Raw genomic sequence first — 15804 nt, forward strand, 5'->3', positions numbered from 1 at the left:
CCAGACCTTAGTAAGGAAGACCTGTGGATTTAACCCCCCGACAGCAGGAAGTCAAACAGAACTTTATCGACGTCCGTGGCTCCTGGAGCCATTCATGGGAGGCCATCCTGGCTCTCAGCCCCGAGTTCCTGTCCGGTTACCTCTCCCTCTCATCCGTGCCGTGGACAAAGAACAGGCTAGAGGACAAGATCAAGGAGTTCATCTACATCGCCGTGGACAGCGCCGCTACCCACATGTATCTGCCGGGGGTGCGTCAACACGTCAAGGCAGCATTGAGGCTTGGCGCCTCCTCAGCGGAAATCATGGAGGTCGTGGAACTGGCCAGCACCCTGGGCGTGCACGCTATGAACGTCGGCGTGCCGATTCTCTGTGAAGTGCTGGACGAATCCGGCATGCGGCCCGCGAAGCGGCCGCCCACTGAGGACCAGGAGAAAGTGAAGAAGGAATTCACCCAAAACCGCGGCTGCTCGAACAAGACCTGGGACGACATTCTGGAACTGGATCCAGAATACGTTGAAGCATACGCGGAGTTCTCCTCGGCCTCCTGGAAGTACGGGCCCTTGGCGCCCAAGGTCAAAGAATTCATTTACATCGCGTGTGATACCGCTGCCACACATCTTTACGAACGCGGAACCAAGCTGCACATGGAAAACGCCCTGCACTACGGCGCCACAGTGGAGGAGATCATCGAAGTGCTTGAGATAGCCAGCGTTATCGGTATCCACGCCGCCACGACCGCCGCCCCCATCATCCTTGAAGAAATCGCCGCATTCGAAGCAGAAAAGACCGCATCATGAACACACAACCCACCGTTACTGCGGAACGCGAGAGCGCCATGCTGGCCACTGTTCCCACCGGTCTGCTGATCGACGGACACTGGCGTCCAGCCGCGTCCGGGAAGACCTTCGACATCGAGGACCCGGCTACGGGCAAAGTGCTGCTTAGCATCGCAGATGCCGGACCCGAAGATGCCGCCTCGGCCTTGGATGCCGCGGCGTCGGCGCAGGATTCCTGGGCAAAGGTCTCCCCGCGTGAACGCGGGGAGATTCTTCGAAGGGCCTTTGAGATAGTCACGGCCCGCGCGGAGGATTTCGCGCTGCTGATGACCCTTGAGATGGGAAAGCCGTTGGAAGAGGCCCGCGGCGAGGTGACCTACGGGGCGGAGTTCCTGCGCTGGTTCTCCGAGGAAGCCGTCCGTGCATTCGGCCGATACTCGGTGTCCCCGGACGGGAAGTCCCGGATGTTGGTGACCAAGAAGCCGGTGGGCCCCTGCCTCCTGATCACGCCGTGGAACTTCCCGCTGGCCATGGCGACCCGCAAGATCGCCCCCGCGGTCGCCGCCGGCTGCACCATGGTGCTCAAATCTGCCAACCTGACTCCGCTGACCTCGCAGCTCTTCGCCGCCGTGATGGTCGAAGCCGGGCTGCCGGCCGGTGTGTTGAACGTGATCCCGACGTCCACCGCGGGCGCCACCACGGGCCCGCTGATCAAGGATTCCCGATTACGCAAGCTCTCCTTCACCGGTTCCACAGAGGTCGGCCGCCGGCTGCTCGCCGACGCCTCCGAGACTGTCCTGCGGACCTCGATGGAGCTCGGCGGCAACGCCCCGTTCGTGGTGTTCGAGGACGCCGACGTTGACGCCGCCGTCGCAGGTGCGATGCTAGCGAAACTGCGGAACATGGGCGAGGCCTGCACCGCAGCGAATCGCTTCATCGTCCATGAGTCTGTGGCACAGGAGTTCGCGAAGAAGTTCGCAGCGAAGATGGCGGAGATGACCACCGCTCGCGGCACCCAAGCCGAGTCCAAGGTCGGTCCGCTGATAGATGCCAAGAGCCGGGACAAGGTCCACGAACTCGTCACCGACGCTGTGCGCGATGGTGCCGTCTTAATCATGGGCGGGGCACCGGTGGAGGGTCCGGGCTACTTCTACCAGCCCACCCTCCTCCTCGATGTACGCGAGGGCACCCGGATCCTCTCCGAGGAGATTTTCGGGCCCGTCGCGCCGATCATCACCTTCGTCACCGAAGATGAGGCCGTGCGCCTGGCAAACAACACCGACTACGGCCTCGTGGCCTACGTCTTCACGAAGGACCTCAACCGGGGCCTCCGGATGGGCGAACGCCTCGAGACCGGCATGCTCGGCCTGAACGCTGGAGTGATCTCCAACGCAGCTGCACCGTTCGGCGGCGTCAAGCAGTCCGGCCTGGGCCGCGAAGGCGGCCTCGAAGGCATCGAGGAATACCTCTACACCCAGTACATCGGCATCGCCGACCCATACGCCAGCTAACGCTGCCGGACCGCGCAGGCCCCGCGCCGGGTGCCTTCCTTTGGCTGAATGGAGCACCCCAATCGACAGTCGTTATCGAAATGCATGTGGACTGCCCCGCCAACATCCAAGACCGGCCAAGAAGGCGATAAAACGCGGCCCAGGGCATCCTGGGGTTGCCGTAGTATCCGGGAAGGATCGGGCGGATTGGCTTTGCGGGCTGCTGAGTAAGGCCCGGCGCCCGCTCGGACCTGGCCACTGCCATGTTCGCGGCTGATGCAAATACGGCGGCATAGATCACTCCCCTGGTTTTGCGGGCAAGTCCACCGGGGTACCCTGTGATTCGTGATCGCTCGCTTTCGTTTTCGGATGCCATTTCGGATGTTTGTGCCGGCCAGTCTTGGGGATGGGGTGCCTGTTGAGTCGCAGTCGGGCGACTACAAGGTCCGGATCTACCCGCCTTATCGATCAATGTTGCCGTGGGACCCTGAGACCGCTGAGATCGCGGTCCTGGATGCCGCCCGACTGCTTGATCGTGACCTGACCGTCGTAGCCGATCCGGAATCGTTGTTGAACGGGGAGCCCTGCATCGAATGTGACGCCATGCAAATCGACTTCGTCGCAGACGATTTCGACCGCCGACCGGGTCCCCGAGAGGACCCGCCCACCGAGCTTGCTAGAGAGCTTCTCAATAACTGGATCTCGCGCCTACGCCTGATCGCTGGAACTGGCTGGATCCCCCGCATAGCCGCTGGGCCTTTCACCGCACGGATGGACTATCTGCACGATGACGGATCAGAGCTGGACCCCGATCCGGATCTTTATCGGAGGCGGCAGTTCGGGTCTGGGAGCTTTAACGCCGTTGCGCTGACTCCCGGCCTGTGGGCAGCGGTCGGAAACCTTCCTTTGAGCTACGAGGTCTCAGCGTCCGAAGAACTGTTTCTCGATGCTCAAGCTCTCGCAGCCCAACAAGTTGGACCTGCGCTGGTTCTTGCCTTTACCGCTCTGGAGACGCGGATGACGATGGCGCTAGACATCCTGGCTCGGATGCACACGGTCCATCCATCCGTCTGGGAGTGGGTGAGCAACCGTCGTATATCGACGGATGAGCTATTCATTTCCCTTCCGCTCGCGGTCGCCCAACGCTCATTAAAGGAGGAGGCCCGTCTGTGGGAGGGCTTCCAGAAGCTTCGGAAGGCGCGGAACACGTTCGCGCACGAAGGGAAGGCCCCCGTGGACGCAGTTGAGGGTGCACGTCTGGTTGGTTTGACGCGGGAAATTCTGGACTGGATTGACGGTCTCCTGCCGCCGACGGCGCAGCGTCCCCGGTATGACGGCTCGGCGGATCAGTTTCAGCGTGTGATGCTGTTCGCCACGCCCATGGCGGTTTCGGACGCGGGTGACCCTCCTGCTGACGGCGGAGCACAACCGTAGGTGATGTCGGGCCTTACTCAGCAGCCCGCAAAGCCAATCCGCCCGATCCTTCCCGGATGCTACGGCGACCCCTAGTCACGCTCCCGACCGTCAGGCTTCACGCTTGGGCCGTCAACTGGCCTATTTGATTTTCCTTCGACCGAGGCCCCATCCAGGCGCCAATGGTCCTCCATCTGCGAATAAGCTCCACAGCGCCTGCGGGATCCGTCGCCACAAACTGCCTTCCGAGGTCACCCTTGCTCATGAGGACACCGTGAGACACACACCTGTTGGACACGTCTCATGCCGAACTATCTCGCATATCCGATGAGTGCCATACTGCAAGTGTCACATAACTCGTCCAAGTAGTCTGCTAAATTGACATTGATTAAGTTACGGATTAAGTGACGCGAGTTTCTCGCCTGGGAGCCCTTTCTTGTCATTTTCAGAAGTCGTCTGCACGGAATGTCAGAAGTCGTCTGCACTGGTTGGATGTCAGCATGTAGAAGACCTGACTCGTTTTGTCCGGCGCGGGGCGGAGGATTCCGGAGATTTGCCAGGTGTTAGAGCCTGGCGTAGGCCCAGCCGTCCCATTGGCGATCGGCAAGGTGGGCGATTGCCGCAGGAACTGTGCCAATGCCGGAGATGAGGTCTTTTTCTTCCAAGTCGGCTGAGCGCATGCTGTTGCCGCAAGCGAGGATTCTCACGTTCAGTTGCCGGGCGTCGTTGATGGCTTCGGTGGCGGGGGAGCCTGCAGCAAGGAGTTTCACGCCGGCCCCCTGAACAACCAATTCAATGCCAGTCTGAGGGTGGAGTGCTGCGCGGGCGTTTGTGGCGCTGCGGATAATACCGGCCAGGACGTTCGGTTCAAGCGGGCCGGCGGCGTGAATGAGAAGACCCTTGCTGTTTCCGGTATTCGCGGCTTCTGCGGTTGTTCGGGTCGTTGACATCATTTACTCCGTTACTTCACCGAGCGCTGAGAGGGCTTTGCGGAGGCGCGTGCCGGCGTCGTGCGCCACTTCCTTGACCGCCGCAACGTTGCTGAGCTGGACCATGGTCTGCGGGTCGATGGCTTCCACTGTGGTGGAGTCCGCGGAGCTGTTCCGGCGCACCACCACGTTGCAGGGCAGCAGCGTACCCATTTCGGGTTCGGCGGCGAGGGCACGGCTGGCAAGGGCGGGGTTGCAGGCCCCGAGGATGACGTAGTCGCCGAGGGCGTCCGCGGCTTCGGCGCCAAGCTTGGCTTCGAAGGTGGACCGGATGTTGATTTCCGTCAGGATCCCGAAACCCTGCGCGGCAAGGGCCTCACGGGTGCGTTCCAGCGCTTCGGCCCAGGGCAGGGACACAGTGGTGGCCAGGGTGTACGTCATGGTGCTCCTCGAAGTTGATGACGGTCCGGTGTTGAAGCTGGCTGGTTAGGCGAGCGAGAGGAAAAGCTTCTCCAGGTCCTTCCGGTCCATGGTCTCGTCCTTCTGGACAATGCACTGCTCTAGCCCGGTGGCGATGATGGCGAAGCCCGCCCGGTCAAGGGCCTTGGACACGGCCGCCAGCTGGGTGACGACGTCCTTGCAGTCCCGGCCTTCCTCGAGCATCCGTGTGACGGCTGCGAGCTGGCCCTGGGCGCGCTTGAGGCGGTTAATCACGGGCGTTAGTTCGGCTGGGTTCAGTTCCATAAGAGGGTCTCCATCGGTGGGGTGCTGCGCTCAAGCATATACCCCCATGGGTGTTTTGACTACCCCCGGGGGTATCTGCAATACTCGGTGGGGTATCCACCAGCCCCCCTTTTGAGAGGCCCCCATGACACCCCCTTCCACAGCAACCACTGTGACCGCACTCGCTCCCGAGACCCTTCAGGCCTGGTTCAAAGAGCACCAGGACCTCGTCGTGATCGATGTGCGCTCCGCCGCCGAATTCGAATCCATGCACATCCGCGGGTCCTACAACGTGCCGCTGCCGCTGCTCTCGGAACACACCGACGAACTCGCCGCCCGGCTGGGCTCGCGCGTGGTGCTGGTCTGCCAGTCCGGCGTCCGCGCAGAGCAGGCCCGCCAGCGCATGGCCACCGTCGGCCTGGACACCGCCTATGTCCTCACCGGCGGGGTTCCCGGCTTTGCTGCCGCTGGCGGCGACGTGGTCAAGGGCAAGGACCGCTGGGATCTGGAACGCCAGGTCCGCCTGGCCGCAGGCTCACTGGTGATGTTGGGCCTGATGGGGGGCAGGTTCGTCTCCCCCAAGGTCCGCATGCTGGCCGGCGCCATCGGGACCGGGCTGACGTTCTCGGCTGCCACCAACACCTGCGCCATGGGCAAGGCCCTGTCTGTCATGCCGTGGAACAAGGCCGCCAAGGAGCCCACCCGCGAAAGCGCCATTCTGCAGCTTCCCGTGCAGAAGGCTGACGAGGGCGCTGCGGCATGATTCCGGCCTTGGTTCTGGGGCTCGTCGTCGGCGTCGTCCTGGGCGTTGTGGGCGGCGGCGGCTCCATCATCGCCGTTCCGGCCCTTGTGTACGGCGTGGGCATGAGCCCCGCCCAGGCCATTCCCACCTCGCTGCTGGTGGTGGGCATCTCCTCGCTCGCGGCCCTGCTGCCCCGGATCCGGGAGGGCCTGAACTGGCCCGTGATCGCACTGGTCGGGGCCGCCGGCATTCCGGCGGCCTGGGCCGGCGCGGCCGTCGGCAAACTCCTGGATCCGAACGTCCTGATGCTGGCGTTTGCCGTGATCATGGTGGCCGCTGGCATCCGGATGCTCATGAAGACCCGCGAAACGGAGGGGGCCTGCAGTACCGGGCCGCACCGGGCTTTCCGGTCCTGCGCCCCGAAGGCCGTGGGCGTCGGACTGCTCGTCGGGTTCCTCACGGGGCTCCTCGGCGTGGGCGGCGGCTTCCTCATCACTCCCGCACTGACCATCTTCCTGGGCCTGCGCATGAAGCAGGCCGTCGGAACCTCTTTGGCGATCATCGTGGTCAACTCCGCAGCCGGATTCAGCGCCCACGCGGCCGGCTACACGATCGACTGGGCCACCACCCTGGCCTTCGCCATCCCCGCCATCCTGGGCTCACTCATCGCCGCCCGGGTCGCCCGCCGCCTGAAGGACAAACACATCCGCATCTCATTCGCGGTACTCATCTTCGCCGTCGCAGCCTGGGTTACCGCCAGCACCATTACCGACTGACCCTTAGAACAGGAGAATCCCATGGGACTCATCGATTCCCTCAAGAAGGCCTTCGCCAAGCCCTACAAGACGATTTCCGTGGCACAGGCCAAGGAACTCCTGGGCTCCGGAGCCACCCTCATCGACGTCAGGTCAGCCCAGGAATGGCGGACCGGCCGCGCGCCGCAGGCCAAACACGTCCCCCTGGACAGGCTGCAGGCCAATACAGCAGGAATCCAAAAGACCCGGCCGGTGATCGCCGTCTGCGCCTCCGGCGTGCGTTCGGCCTCAGCAGCCCGGCTCCTGGCCGCCAAGGGATACGACGCCTACTCGGTGCGCGGCGGCATGGCCGCCTGGCGCCAGGCCGGCGAACCCGTCCGCTAGAAGAGAACCCGCTGAACAAACACCCGCTGCACCAACCTGCCAAAACCATTTCGAAGGAGAACCTCCATGGTGAAATCACCATCACCGAAGCCGAACAGCGCCGCTCCACCGCCCGGATCCTCGACGTCCGCGAGGACTTCGAGGTCGCCGAGGGCATGATCCCCGGCGCCCTGCACATCCCCATGGGCCACCTGCAGGCCCGCCTGGGCGAACTGGACCCGGCCGTCCCCGTGATCGCCGTATGCCGCAGCGGCAACCGCAGCGCCGCCGTCGCCGACGCCCTCAACGGCGCCGGCTACACGGCAGACACCATGGCCGGCGGCATGACCGCCTGGACCCGCGCCGGACTCCCTACCACCTAGACCCCCGCCGCAGGGCACCCTTCCACACCCGCCCGAAAGGACACGACAGACCATGGCAACCATCGACATCACCAACCAATCTTTCGCCCAGACCCTGGAAGACAACGGCATCGTCTTCGTTGACTTCTGGGCAGCCTGGTGCGGCCCCTGCCGCATGTTCGCCCCCACGTACGGCGCCGCAGCCGAACGGCACCCGGACATCACCTTCGCCAAGGTGGACACCGAAGCCGAACAGGCCCTCGCCGCCGCAGCGAACATCACCTCCATCCCCACGCTCATGGCTTTCAAGTACAAGACCCTCGTCTTCTCCCAGCCCGGCGTGCTCAACGCCACCGGCCTGGAGGAAGTCATCCAGGCCGTAAAGAACCTGGACATGGACAAACTCCGCGCCGAAGCCTCGCACCAGCACGCCTGACCGCACGGGCCGCAGCGAAATCGCCTTGGCGACAGCCCTTGCGTTATACCCCCTGGGGTATTTAAACTTATTGCCAGAGACAAAACTTCCCCCTTTCAACTGAAGGAGAGCACCACATGCTTATCGAGCGCATTTACGACGAAGACCTCGCCCAGGCCAGCTACCTGATTGGCTGCCAGGCCAAGGGTGAAGCGATCGTGGTGGACGGGCGCCGTGACATCGCGGTGTACCAGGAGCTTGCAGCGAAGAGCGGCATGAAGATCGTGGCCGTGACCGAGACCCACATTCACGCGGACTATCTCTCCGGCACCCGCGAGCTGGCCGCCGCCACCGGAGCCAAGATCTACGTCTCGGGTGAGGGCGGCCCGGACTGGCAGTACGAATTCGACGGCGATCGGCTCTACGACGGCGACACCATCACCCTGGGCAACATCAGCATCAAGGCCGTCCACACCCCCGGGCACACCCCGGAGCACCTGTCCTTCCTGGTCACCGACGGCGCGTTCAGCGATAAACCCGGCTACCTGCTCTCCGGAGACTTCGTGTTCTCCGGCGACCTGGGCCGGCCGGACCTGCTGGATGAAGCAGCCGGCGGCATCGACACCCGCTTCCTGGGTGCCAGGCAGCTCTTCGCCAGCCTGCGCGACAAGTTCCTCACCCTGCCCGACTACGTCCAGGTCCACCCCGCCCACGGCGCGGGCAGCGCCTGCGGCAAGGCCCTGGGCGCCATCCCGTCCTCCACGGTGGGCTACGAACGCCTCTACGCCTGGTGGGGCCCCTACCTGGCCGCTAACGATGAACAGGGCTTCATCGACGAACTGCTCGACGGCCAGCCCGACGCGCACGCCTACTTCGGCCGGATGAAGCGCGAAAACCGCGTGGGCCCGGACGTCATGGGCGAACGCACCCCGCTGCCCGAGCTCTCCACCGAAATCGTCGCCACAGGCCTGGCCGAGGACACCCTGACGTTCATCGACACCCGTTCCAACGCCGAGGTCCACGAAGGCACAGTGGCCCGGTCCCTGAACGTTCCGTCCGGCAAGTCGGTGTCAAGCTACGGCGCCTGGGTGGTCAACCCCGAGACGGACAAGAATCCGCTGGTGCTCCTGGCGAAGGACCAGGAACAGGCGCAGGACATGTGGGACCACCTGGTCCGGGTCGGCATCGACAACGTGGCCGGTTATGTCACCGGCATCGAGGGGCTGCCCACCTTCACGCCGAAGCTGATCCAGCCCGAGGAAATCGACGGTTTCGACGCCGCCATGGTCCTGGACGTCCGCAACAAGACCGAGCACACAGCCGGGCATGTCCCGGGCTCGTACCAGCTCAGCGGGGGCCGGATCATGTGGCACCTGGATGAACTGCCCGTCGGCGGCACCATCGTCTCCTACTGCCAGTCCGGCGTACGGAACTCCGTGGCGGCCAGCGCCCTGCGCCGCGCCGGGTACGACGTCGTCGAACTCGACGGCAGCTACGCCGCCTGGAACGCCTGGCAGCAGGCCCGCGAATCCGTCTCCAGCAACTAAAACAAAAACAGCAGCGCATAGCGCGACATGAAGGCAAAGCTCTGGCGGCGGTACGGGAACCCGGCCACCGCCAGAGCTTTGCTCCGGCCATCGTTCCGACATCTGGAGTACATCCGTGAAATCCGGCAGCACCTCTTTCCCGCAGCGCCCCGGACAACACGGGACCCCCTCGCGGCCAGCGCTCACCCTGGGCCTGCGTCAGAACCTGGCCCAGTTTATGCTCCTGGTCACCGTCAACGCCCTCGTCGGCGGGACCCTCGGACAGGAGCGCACCATCCTGCCGCTGCTGGCCGGACAGGTCTTCCACCTCGACCTGTATACGTCGGCCCTGACATACATCCTTGCCTTCGGGGTGGCCAAGGCCGCCACCAACTACTTCGCCGGAACCCTCTCGGACCGTTACGGCCGCAAACCCGTCCTCGTGACGGGCTGGCTCATCGCCCTCCCCGTCCCCCTGCTGCTGATCCTCGGGCCCTCCTGGAGCTGGATCGTCGCCGCCAACGTGATCCTCGGCATCAGCCAGGGCCTGACATGGTCCACCACTGTGGTGATGAAAATGGACCTGGTCGGGCCGTCCCGGCGGGGCCTCGCCATGGGCCTGAACGAGGCCGCCGGCTACCTCGGCGTAGCCGCCACTGCCCTGGCCACCGGCTACATTGCCGCGAGCTACGGTCTGCGGCCAGGCCCGTTCCTGCTCGGAGCCGCCTACATCACACTCGGCCTGGGCCTGTCCGTCTTTGCGGTGAAGGAAACCAGAGACCATGCCAGGGTCGAGGCGTCCAGCCACACGGCAGCCCACTCCGGCGCACACCGGGACCTGAGCAACCGGGAGATCTTCACCCTCACCAGCTTCCGGGACAAGTCATTATCCTCGGTCAGCCAGGCCGGCATGGTGAACAACCTCAATGACGGCCTTGCCTGGGGCCTGTTCCCTGTCCTGTTTGCCAGCGCCGGGCTCAGCGTCGAACGCATCGGCATCCTCGCCGCCGCGTACCCCGCCGTCTGGGGAGCCGGTCAACTCGTCACCGGCGCCATGTCTGATAAATACGGCCGTAAATGGATGATCGTCGGCGGCATGCTGGTCCAATCTGTGGCACTGGGCATGGTCGCAGTCGGAACGAGCTTCGGTGTCTGGCTGGCTGCCGCAATCTTCCTGGGCCTCGGAACCGCGCTGGTTTATCCCACCCTGTTGGCCGCAATCGGCGACGTCGCACACCCGGAATGGCGGGCGCGTTCGGTGGGTATCTACCGGCTCTGGCGCGACGGCGGTTTCGCTGTCGGCGCGCTGCTCGCCGGCGTCCTCGCGGACGCCCTCGGCATCCCGGCAGCTGTTGCCGTCGTCGCCGCCCTCACTGCACTGTCCGGCATCCTCGTCGGGGTCCGCATGCGCGGATCGGACCACCTGACAAAGCGGTAGCAGCCTGCCCGCGCGATGTCATGCAGTTCGCAGGAAGGGTATCCTGGCCGGGGCCACCGGGGTGGCAGCGAACCGCTGGTTCACTTCGTTCGTATCAGGACCTCATATGGTCACTTTGTGTGAAGGAGTTTGTGGCCGTCCGGACGCAGGTCGCCGGTCGGCGACACATGCCGGTAGAGGGTCTGGCGGGTGATGCCGAGCTCGTTGCAGAGTTCGCTGACTTTGGTGCCGGGCTTACCCATGGACGCCATGGCGAGCCGAAGTTTCGCCGGCGTCATTTTGTACGGACGTCCGCCGTTGCGGCCGCGGGCCCGCGCGGAGGCGAGCCCGGCAAGGGTGCGTTCGGAGATGAGCTCGCGTTCGAATTCGGCCAGCGCGGCGAAGATCCCGAAAACAAGCTTTCCGGAGGCCGTGGTGGTGTCAATGGCGGCGCCCTGCCCGGTGAGAACCTTCAACCCGATACCGCGCTCCGTCAGGTCGTGGACGATGTTGACCAGGTGGCGCAGGTCCCGGCCCAGCCGGTCAAGCTTCCATACCACCAAGGTGTCCCCGTGCCTCATGGCCTTGAGACACGCGGCAAGCTCGGGACGGTCATCCTTCTTCCCGGACGCTCTGTCTTCGTAGAGGGAGTCCGCGTCAATGCCGGCGGCCAGGAGCGCGTCGCGCTGCAGATCCGTGGTCTGCGACCCGTCGGCCTTTGAGACGCGCATGTATCCGACCAGCACTGGTATCTTCCCCTGTCATTTATACGTTCGTTTAAGTGACATCAGTCACTCAAAGCACGGCGTTTCCAAAAATTGTCACTTTACCCGTCATTTATTCTACGTCATGCAAAGGATGCATGAGTGCTGATAGGTGACATGGTTTCCAAGGGAATGCCGAGCTCGGCGAAGTCGGCCCTCAGCCGGGTCACGGACTCCGGTGTTCTGCATCCTATGAGGGCGAAGTTGTAGAGGGCCTGCGCCTCCGCGGGGTCTTCCCGTGATGCCTGGATCGCTTCCTCCAGTGCCTGCCTGAGCGGTTTCGGATAGACGGCTTTTTCCTGCGGGTTTTCCTTCGCCGGTTTGCCGTTATCGATTTCCCGGTACGGCTCGGGCAGGAAGAGACTGGCATGTGTTCCGCGTCCGGTGACTGTCCCTGCCTCGAGGAGGGCGATGGCGGCGGCCGCAGCTTCCATGGTGTGCCGTTGCACCGTTTCCGGTTGCTGTTCGTACGGGCGCCAGAGCCCCTGTCCGTCGCGGGCGGGATAGCCGGCTTCTTTCCATATCTGGCGGATGGTGCCGGTATCGGATGGTCGGTTCTCGGAGAGGGGGCAGCTGAGCTCATCGATGACGGTGCGAAGAAGCCGGAACCAGATCCCGGCATGGACTCGTCGGCGCGGAAGGTCAACATGGCCGAGCGCGAAGGCGTGCTGGGTTCGTTGATCCAACGTCAGGATTTGTTGCGGTGCCGGCCTGGGTGCTGGCCGGTCGAAATCCCACATTCCGAAGTAGCTGCGCGCGGCGAGGGTTGCCTCCAGCCAGCAGCCGTGGGCCGGGCAGCTGGAGACGATGGGGATTGCCCAGAGTAACTGGTAGGGATGAGGGGATGGGGTCGCTGCCACACATTCCGGACACCCTCTCGCCGGCAGTCGGTCCGGCAGCCACGGCCGCCACGACGGGACCAGCCGCGCTTTGTGTTTCCCGGCCGGCCGCAGCACCGACAGCTGCCGGGTATAGGTGGCGAAGCCGTCCGTGCCGGGGTCCATGTCATCGAGCAACCACGGAACCCATCCGGCCACACTCATTTGCCGCAGCCGGGCAGGGGCGACCCCGGTCCGCTCCGCCAGGACCTCGATCATGCCAGGGCGAGGCGCCATGTCGATGTCGTCAAGGTCGCCCGTCCCCAGCTTGTAGCCGATGTCATCGCCCAGGTGCTCTGTGTCGGTCCCGTAGCAGCCGGCGATCCGGCGCAGCCAGGAGGAGAGCGCCTCACCGTCGGTCGGCGCAGGATGCACCGGCCACCGTGGGGGTCCGCTCACAGCAGTTCCCGTTCGAACAATCGCCGCCGTTCGGTGGGTCCGGCGTACTCGGCCATGGCCAGGGTGCGGTGGTTGATGCTCTCTTCACCGCTTTCCACGGCGGCGATCGCCGCCGTGGTCAAAAGCCGGGTGAGTTCTCCAATGGTTCCCTCGCTTCGGGCCAGCAAATACCTGGCCATGTCCGCGGTGGCGATCCGGGACGGTCGGTGCAGCGGCAGCGCGGCGGCGAAGCTGGCTAACAATGACAGGGTGTCGGCGCCGTTACTCCACAGGGGGAGGACGACGGGTTCGAATCTGTTCTCCAACTGGTCATCGGATCGGACCGCAAGATACGCCTCCCGTGTTCCGACCCCGATGATTGGAATGCGCAGCTCGTTGCCGAGGAATCGCAGCAGGTTCAGGAACTCGCGGCGGCTGTTGCCCTGCCCGGCGAGGACGTTATGCAGTTCGTCGATGACGAGCATGCGCACTCCCGTGGCACGCAGCAGGTTCAGCGACACCTGCTCCACCTCGGCCAGACGCCGCCGGGGCTGAAGAGGCGCGCCGAGGGCGGCGAGGAGCGCGATGTAGAAGCGCAGCACGGAAGGCTCGGACGGCATCTGCACACACAACACGGGGATGTGTTCCCGGTCCGCTTCGGTCCTTGGCAGGTGCCCGCGGCGGAACTTCTCCACGATCATGGACTTGCCATTGTTCGTCGGCCCGACCAGCAAAAGGTTGGGCATCCGCTGCTTGTCCGGCCAGCGCAGCAGCGTCTCCAGCCGTGCCACCGTTTCCACGGCCCGCGGGTAGCCGATCCACCGGTCCGCCCGGATCAGTTCCACCCGCTCTTTTGCTGGCAACCGTGCCGCGTCCCGCACCGCCGGATGCAGGTGGGACAAATCAGACGCGACGCCGTCGGGCGCTCTCACCACTGCTCGATCTGATCGAACCGGGACACCTGGGCCGCTACCGGCTCGGCGTCCGGCATCTGATCGTCAGGCGATTGAGGCGGCATTGGAGGGCCCGGGCTCTTGGCGCGCTTCTCCGTTGCGGTAGCCGCTATGTTGCGTCGCTCGGTGTCGCGGCGCATCCGTTTGGTTGTTTTCGTCGCGGTGCCCGCGATCTCTCTCATCTGTTCGATCATCCGGAACAGGGCCGCCTCATCCACCTGCGAGATGCCGCGCTCGTGGAGCCGTGCCAGGGCGTGTTTGTGCTCCCACAGGCTCACGGCCGGATTCGCCATGGTCCGATACGGTACCTCTATATAGAGGTGCCCGTCCGGTTCCAGTACCCAGATCCGGCTGATGTCCCGCGGGTCGCGGCGGATCAGGAAAGGGCCAAGCGTGTCGCGGCGGCTGATCCAGGGCGACAGCGCGTTGGAGAAATAGTGGACATGGTCGATGACGAATCCCGTCCGGGTCAGGGTGCGCCGTATGACCGGGAGGAAGTCGACCAGGAAGGCTGTCGGGTTCGATACCACGGCCGGCATCCCCGTGGCCGCGACTCCGTCGGTCCAGCGGCCAGCCGGTGTCTGTCCCAAGGTGCTGTGAATGGTGCCGTGGTAGCCGGCCACGGCGAGGGTCAGCCATTTCTCCAGCTCGCGAAGGGTGAGCATCGCCATCCGGTCCGAGTCATACCGGCCGCGTTCGACCGGATTGGAGAATGTGGTCCCGGGAAGTTCGTGGACCTGGGCCATCGCGGTGCCGATCACCCGTTCCACGATCCCGCCATAGTGCGGCCGGCCCTGCGGCCGATAGGCCAGCTCGATCCCGTGCTGCTCACACCCGCGCCGCAACGCCTCACTCTTGAATTCGCTGGCGTTGTCCAGATACAACTGCCTCGGTTTTCCGCTCATCGGCCACTGCGCCTCAACACCCAAACTCTCAAGCCAGGGCCGTTTATCGGTGCCGGCATGCGCCAGACACAAGCCGACCGACACTGCCGACGGCGCCTCCAGAGTCACGACCATGCCAATAATGCATCGGCTGTAGACATCGATCGCGGCGGTCAGATACGGCCGGCCGATCGGTTGCCGTTCCAGTTCGTCGACGACGATCACGTCGATCACCGTGTGATCGATCTGTACCTGCTCCAAAATGTCCCCGATCAACGGAACCTGGCCACCGGCGGACTGCAAGCCACGCACCGCATCCGCTCCGCCCCGGCGGCGGCCCACCTCCACCGGGTTCAGCGCCCGGATCCGTCGCTCCACGGTGTTCCTGGCCGGAACAGGAAGTCCTCGTGCCCGGCATGCTGCCGCGATGTCGCGATACACCGCCGCTAACGTCCGCTTCTGCCGGGTCAGGAACTGCTTACGCACCAGCTCGCGGACGAGGTCCTCGACCGCATCAGAGAGGCGCAGGGTTCCTTTCCCGCCGGAGGAACGCCGCGGGGCCAAATCCGTCAGCAGACCAGATCCGTCACGGTGCCGTTTGATCAATACATAGACCTGGCGGCGGGATACCCCCAACCCCGATGCGGCCGCATCAACCGCTGCCCTGCCGACAACCGCCTTCGCTGCCAACGGTGCGATCACTGCCGAAACTATCTTCGTGCGATCCCACACAACGTCCGGCATGGTCAACGTGCCGGACTCGCCAATGCGCACCGGTTCCGAGTCCACTCCGCCACCTCCCTGTTGTGCAGAGGAGTATCAAGCAGAAACGAGGTTAGTGCAGACGGGTACTGAAAAACCAGTGCTCAACACTCGCCTGCACAACCCCGAAAAGACGCGGGCCGTCGTGCAGGCTGGTGCTGAAAATGACATTTCTTCGATGTGTCCGCAAACGACCGTTATCGGACGCGGCACCAATGGTCTGTCCCTGGCTTTGTAGACAATGTCGCATGGTGGTTTCGACGGGACTTCTGGG

The 15804-nt window shown here is 64.3% G+C and carries 17 protein-coding genes; 10 read left to right on the forward strand and 7 right to left on the reverse strand.

The window, feature by feature from the left end; all coding sequences use genetic code 11:
- The first annotated feature begins 23 nt into the window (after positions 1 to 23).
- The 3 genes from AC4CS3_RS13580 to AC4CS3_RS13590 all read left to right on the forward strand — a co-directional run bounded on the left by AC4CS3_RS13580 (position 24) and on the right by AC4CS3_RS13590 (position 3700).
- Positions 24 to 797, forward strand: coding sequence for a carboxymuconolactone decarboxylase family protein (locus AC4CS3_RS13580; protein WP_234748602.1), 774 nt, complete (start codon positions 24 to 26; stop codon positions 795 to 797).
- Positions 794 to 2287, forward strand: coding sequence for an NAD-dependent succinate-semialdehyde dehydrogenase (locus AC4CS3_RS13585; protein ID WP_234748601.1), 1494 nt, complete (start codon positions 794 to 796; stop codon positions 2285 to 2287). The genes AC4CS3_RS13580 and AC4CS3_RS13585 overlap by 4 nt, the downstream gene beginning before the upstream one ends.
- Positions 2288 to 2677: 390 nt before the next feature.
- Positions 2678 to 3700, forward strand: a complete 1023-nt coding sequence (locus AC4CS3_RS13590) for a hypothetical protein (RefSeq protein ID WP_490783915.1) — start codon at positions 2678 to 2680, stop codon at positions 3698 to 3700.
- A 542-nt stretch (positions 3701 to 4242) separates the two neighbouring features.
- Here AC4CS3_RS13590 and AC4CS3_RS13595 read toward each other — a convergent pair.
- From AC4CS3_RS13595 to AC4CS3_RS13605, 3 genes are read right to left on the reverse strand one after another with little or no spacing between them, the layout of a single operon-like run.
- Positions 4243 to 4629, reverse strand: coding sequence for a DsrE family protein (locus AC4CS3_RS13595; RefSeq protein WP_490783916.1), 387 nt, complete (start codon positions 4627 to 4629; stop codon positions 4243 to 4245).
- Between the two features lie 3 nt (positions 4630 to 4632).
- Positions 4633 to 5049 (reverse strand): DUF302 domain-containing protein, encoded by a 417-nt coding sequence (locus AC4CS3_RS13600; RefSeq protein ID WP_490783917.1) that lies wholly within the window; start codon positions 5047 to 5049, stop codon positions 4633 to 4635.
- Positions 5050 to 5094: 45 nt separating this feature from the next.
- The gene (locus AC4CS3_RS13605) at positions 5095 to 5352 is read right to left on the reverse strand and encodes a metal-sensitive transcriptional regulator (RefSeq protein WP_441871858.1); all 258 of its coding nucleotides are present in this window, start codon (positions 5350 to 5352) and stop codon (positions 5095 to 5097) included.
- A gap of 124 nt (positions 5353 to 5476) precedes the next feature.
- Here AC4CS3_RS13605 and AC4CS3_RS13610 point away from each other — a divergent pair, with 124 nt between their 5' ends.
- The 7 genes from AC4CS3_RS13610 (at position 5477) to AC4CS3_RS13640 (ending at position 10932) form a co-directional block, all read left to right on the forward strand.
- The gene (locus AC4CS3_RS13610) at positions 5477 to 6094 is read left to right on the forward strand and encodes a rhodanese-like domain-containing protein (protein ID WP_490783918.1); all 618 of its coding nucleotides are present in this window, start codon (positions 5477 to 5479) and stop codon (positions 6092 to 6094) included.
- Positions 6091 to 6849: a sulfite exporter TauE/SafE family protein gene (locus tag AC4CS3_RS13615; RefSeq protein WP_490783919.1), complete on the forward strand. Its 759-nt coding sequence runs from the start codon at positions 6091 to 6093 to the stop codon at positions 6847 to 6849. The genes AC4CS3_RS13610 and AC4CS3_RS13615 overlap by 4 nt, the downstream gene beginning before the upstream one ends.
- Positions 6850 to 6870: 21 nt before the next feature.
- The gene (locus AC4CS3_RS13620; protein ID WP_490783920.1) at positions 6871 to 7212 is read left to right on the forward strand and encodes a rhodanese-like domain-containing protein; all 342 of its coding nucleotides are present in this window, start codon (positions 6871 to 6873) and stop codon (positions 7210 to 7212) included.
- Between the two features lie 47 nt (positions 7213 to 7259).
- Positions 7260 to 7574, forward strand: coding sequence for a rhodanese-like domain-containing protein (locus AC4CS3_RS13625; protein WP_490784051.1), 315 nt, complete (start codon positions 7260 to 7262; stop codon positions 7572 to 7574).
- Positions 7575 to 7626: 52 nt separating this feature from the next.
- Entirely contained in the window at positions 7627 to 7989 is a 363-nt protein-coding gene (locus tag AC4CS3_RS13630; RefSeq protein ID WP_490783921.1) for a thioredoxin family protein, read from the forward strand.
- Positions 7990 to 8105: 116 nt separating this feature from the next.
- Positions 8106 to 9515 carry an MBL fold metallo-hydrolase gene (locus AC4CS3_RS13635; RefSeq protein WP_490783922.1) on the forward strand — a complete coding sequence of 470 codons (1410 nt, stop codon included), beginning with the start codon at positions 8106 to 8108 and terminating at the stop codon, positions 9513 to 9515.
- A gap of 217 nt (positions 9516 to 9732) precedes the next feature.
- Positions 9733 to 10932, forward strand: a complete 1200-nt coding sequence (locus AC4CS3_RS13640) for an MFS transporter (protein WP_490784052.1) — start codon at positions 9733 to 9735, stop codon at positions 10930 to 10932.
- A gap of 110 nt (positions 10933 to 11042) precedes the next feature.
- Here AC4CS3_RS13640 and AC4CS3_RS13645 read toward each other — a convergent pair whose 3' ends face one another.
- From AC4CS3_RS13645 to AC4CS3_RS13660, 4 genes are all read right to left on the reverse strand, one after another.
- Entirely contained in the window at positions 11043 to 11657 is a 615-nt protein-coding gene (locus tag AC4CS3_RS13645) for a recombinase family protein (RefSeq protein WP_490783923.1), read from the reverse strand.
- A gap of 101 nt (positions 11658 to 11758) precedes the next feature.
- Positions 11759 to 12952, reverse strand: a complete 1194-nt coding sequence (locus AC4CS3_RS13650) for a TniQ family protein (protein ID WP_490783924.1) — start codon at positions 12950 to 12952, stop codon at positions 11759 to 11761.
- The gene (locus tag AC4CS3_RS13655) at positions 12949 to 13866 is read right to left on the reverse strand and encodes a TniB family NTP-binding protein (protein WP_319801826.1); all 918 of its coding nucleotides are present in this window, start codon (positions 13864 to 13866) and stop codon (positions 12949 to 12951) included. The genes AC4CS3_RS13650 and AC4CS3_RS13655 overlap by 4 nt, the downstream gene beginning before the upstream one ends.
- A complete protein-coding gene (locus AC4CS3_RS13660; protein WP_490783925.1) occupies positions 13860 to 15557 on the reverse strand; it encodes a transposase in 1698 nt (565 codons plus the stop codon). The genes AC4CS3_RS13655 and AC4CS3_RS13660 overlap by 7 nt, the downstream gene beginning before the upstream one ends.
- Between the last annotated feature and the right edge of the window lie 247 nt (positions 15558 to 15804).

Source organism: Arthrobacter sp. SE2 (genome assembly GCF_058244265.1).